Raw genomic sequence first — 3,523 nt, 5'->3', positions numbered from 1 at the left:
GTTCACGTTAAACCAGAATCTGCGTTCACGTTCCACCAGAATGACTGTTCACGATCGGCCAGAATACGCAATCGGACACGATGCGAAATCATGATCGATTGCGATGCGAATTGGTGATCGATTTAGACGCGATTTTGCAACTTAAACGGAAAGAGGGTGCCGGAGTAGCAATGAGCGGGGGGCCGCCGCAACGCCGGGGCGCGGCAGCGAAACGGTGGTGCGCCGAAGAGTACCGGCGGCATTATTGCCGGTGCGGTTAATGCGCTGGCGTCAGCCAGCTGCAGACGTTGACGTGCTCCATCAGACATTAGCCGGAAGGCACGAAGCCGCTTGCGGTTTCGGCGGAGACTGGCCGGTGCGAAGCAGCTGCCCGTCGGAGTATGGCTCGACGATTGACCAGCTTGCTGGTCATGAGCCGAAGGTGGCCGGTGTAGGCTCTTGTGACACGTTTTAAATCAGCATCGCGAAGCCCGGACAACAACAAAACCACACTGAATCCGTATGCAAAATAGCGGTATTTACTGAATTATCTGACCAGCTGGAGACCAGGTTTTGCTTATCAGGCAATAATTCACGCCGATAGCGGAGACGCACGGCGCCGAAGGCGCAGAGCAGTCGGCTATCGCCAGGCGTAGCCTGAAAGGGGTTTTCGCACGATAACAGGCGGCTTCCCGCCCGTCTCTTACCGCTTACTTATCGAGGTTTTTGATCCCAGCCTGCTGAATAAAAGCGCCGCCGATATAAACAACATTCTGATATTTCAGATAAGTACAAATATCGTCCAGAATCTGTGTCGTATTGAGCGGAGACAATCCGGCCTCGCGCCGGCTGGCATTAATTAACGATTTATAATGCTGCAATGTTTCACGCGTTTCAGATGTCAGTTTCATGTGTTTATCCTTACGGCAGGGATACCCTGCCGTTTAATATGTTATTCAGAGAACACGTAGCCGTTCAGCAGAACCAGCCCGTTCAAAAACATGTCGCGCCCATATGCTTCATAATCGAAGTAAATCAGCAGTGAATCAGGCATGTCATCGAGTAAGCCGGTTTCATCGGCGAAATCGCGGGCGTAGTCCTCTTCAGTTTCCGCCTCACCCAGATACGATTCCTGAAACGCGTCATAATCACAGGCGTTGAAATATTCTGCCCATTCAACAAACGCCTCTCCCTGCCCTTCCGCCTTTGCCTGCCGGTAGGCATCAATAAACGCCCAGTTCACATGACTTTCGGACGCCAGTCCGGACGGAATACCTTCCCAATCCTGAAACATCAGCTCCGGATCTTCTTCATCAGCATGTAGCTCGTTGCATGCTGTAAAGAAATCTTGCTCGTCATCATACTCAGTCAGATCGAGCCATTTCCCGGCGAGGCTGCCGCAGTTGTATTTGTGGTACGTACCGACGTACACGGCGGGTGTTGTTGTGCTCATGTGCCTTTCTCCGGTGGTTGTGGGATCACAGTTCCGGCTTACGCCGTGCCGACACGACAGACGGGCGGAAAGCGGAGGATGCAGGGGCGCTACCGGAAGCCGCAGCGCAAACGAAGGAAGGAGGTAGGCTGAACGGCGGGCGAGTGAATATTGAACGAGAACGCGACGGGAAGACTGCCGAGTGGATGAGTGCGAACGGGTGAGCAGTTGTGTTTGAAGTCAACTGTTTAATAAAATAACAGCGTTTATTGAAGGGTTATTTACTTGTATATTTAGCCATGATGGATATCAAACCAGCATTAACCATCAATTGTCATTTTAATTAATGAGCTACCGAACAGCCAATCTAATACGTTGTCTGAAGCGATATATCTCACGGGAAGTTTATACATCACTGCGAAATCAAAACAGGCAGATCAACAGCACCCCGTTAATGGCTTGACTCTTAGAAGGGTGTCCAGGGCAGCCACTTTACAAGCAGGCAGTTCAGACAGTTACTGTGGCGTTACCGGATCAAACAGAACATGAACCGACGTGGAAACGGCTGGGATAACAGCCCGATGGAGCGGTTCTTCAGGAGCCTGAAGAGTGAATGGATACCAGTGACAGGTTACTTAAGCTTAATCGATGCTGCCCATGAAATAACAGACTATATCGTTGGATATTACAGCGTGCTCAGGCCGCACGAATATAATGGCGGGTTATCACCCAACGAATCGGAAAATCGATACTGAAAAAAATCTAAAACTGTGGCCAGTTTTTGTTGACCACTTCAAACTGGAAATAATTCGCTAGTGTATGTTTTAATTCCATTGGACTTTAGAATCCGTGTATTGATGGAAATATCTATAGATGTAGCCGCTCTTTACTGACTTTGCGGTTATCTAGTAATAGCATGCTAGATATAGGAATCAAAAAAAACAATGAACATTAAAAGTATCAATTAAAAGAGATTATCATCTTCACCACCATGACTATGCCGTTCATTGAAATATGCAAAATAATTGGCATTAGCAGCCCTTTTGAGAAGGTCCTTGCACAGACTAAAACTGTCGAAATAGCAACGAGGATAATTAATGCTCGAATATCTGTAAATTGAGTATGAAAATAAGCGAACGTAATTGAGGTTGCTATAGATGCTAGATAAATCCTCCCTCGAAAACACAGTAAAAGCGCGTCAAACAAGCAACCTCTGAACACTATTTCTTCATAAATAGGCACGATAAAGACCATTAGAAAAATAGTTGACAAAAAAATTGGGTCTGTCAGCAAATCTCTATTCCACATTAGCTCTTTATTCGCTCCCATACCCATAATTACAGGCCCTGCATATTGACAAAATATAATGGCCACCAAGAAAATAAATAATAACTTTGAGTTAATGATACCTATCCCCATGCCCTTCCTATTCCTAAAAAAAATAAAATAAATAGGTATAATAATAATAAATTCTAATATACATAGAACCGGAATGGCTAACCCTGCTTGATATAACTGGCTCCGATTGGGCAGTAAGTAGGGATAAAATGTGATTCCAAACATTACTAATACCGGGAGAATATTAATTATAATCAGATAAATGTTTTTTTTAATCATCTCTCAACCCCTTCCATTTAAATAAATAATGCGGTCGGCTGAAGCTATCGTAGTTTCTCGATGAGCAATGATAATCCTTGTAATTTCAAGTGCTTTAATCGCATTATTAACTATCGTCTCACTTTCCTGATCCAGAGCGCTGGTAGCTTCATCTAAGAACAAGACAGCAGGTTTTTTGTAAATCGCCCGCGCAATAAACAGTCGTTGTTTTTGGCCGCCTGATAATCCTTCTCCTAATTCACCTATCATGGTTTCATAGCCCATTGGCATTTTTTCGATAACCGCGTGCAGGTAGCTGGCTCGGGCACATTCTTGCATCCAAATTTCATCTACTTCGTCCGCAAAGCCACTGATGTTCTCCCGAATGGTGCCGGAAAACAGCTTGTCATCCTGCATGACGCAGGCGATCATCTTGTGATAGTTAGGGCCTGTACCAGATTTTGTGTAAACGCCCGTTTGTCAGTACCCGGACATTCGCTCCGGGTACTCAATCAT

At 45.9% G+C, this 3,523-nt stretch carries 4 protein-coding genes and 2 pseudogenes; 2 read left to right on the top strand and 4 right to left on the bottom strand.

Features of this window, described 5'->3' with window-relative positions; translation table 11 throughout:
• Positions 1 to 217: 217 nt before the first annotated feature.
• On the top strand, positions 218 to 454 hold the full coding sequence (locus J8X26_RS22570) for a hypothetical protein (protein ID WP_208952019.1): 237 nt from the start codon (positions 218 to 220) through the stop codon (positions 452 to 454).
• Between the two features lie 235 nt (positions 455 to 689).
• Here the strand turns inward: J8X26_RS22570 and J8X26_RS22565 are convergent, their stop codons facing one another.
• Together J8X26_RS22565 and J8X26_RS22560 are read right to left on the bottom strand one after the other, a co-directional pair.
• Complete coding sequence (locus J8X26_RS22565) at positions 690 to 890, bottom strand: hypothetical protein (protein WP_208952018.1); 201 nt, start codon at positions 888 to 890, stop codon at positions 690 to 692.
• Between the two features lie 41 nt (positions 891 to 931).
• A complete protein-coding gene (locus J8X26_RS22560) occupies positions 932 to 1,432 on the bottom strand; it encodes an antirestriction protein ArdA (RefSeq protein WP_208952017.1) in 501 nt (166 codons plus the stop codon).
• A 458-nt stretch (positions 1,433 to 1,890) separates the two neighbouring features.
• Between J8X26_RS22560 and J8X26_RS22555 the strand changes: the two are divergent.
• Positions 1,891 to 2,166 (top strand): annotated as a pseudogene (locus tag J8X26_RS22555) (integrase core domain-containing protein); the annotation flags it as partial.
• Between the two features lie 205 nt (positions 2,167 to 2,371).
• Here J8X26_RS22555 and J8X26_RS22550 read toward each other — a convergent pair.
• Positions 2,372 to 3,028 (bottom strand): CPBP family intramembrane glutamic endopeptidase, encoded by a 657-nt coding sequence (locus tag J8X26_RS22550; RefSeq protein ID WP_208952016.1) that lies wholly within the window; start codon positions 3,026 to 3,028, stop codon positions 2,372 to 2,374.
• 3 nt (positions 3,029 to 3,031) lie between these two features.
• A pseudogene (locus J8X26_RS22545) lies at positions 3,032 to 3,451 on the bottom strand (ATP-binding cassette domain-containing protein); the annotation flags it as partial.
• Between the last annotated feature and the right edge of the window lie 72 nt (positions 3,452 to 3,523).

The sequence above is a fragment of the Rahnella sp. ChDrAdgB13 genome (genome assembly GCF_017655185.1).
Taxonomy (GTDB): domain Bacteria; phylum Pseudomonadota; class Gammaproteobacteria; order Enterobacterales; family Enterobacteriaceae; genus Rahnella; species Rahnella contaminans.
This window is presented reverse-complemented; position numbering and strand designations above follow the sequence as displayed.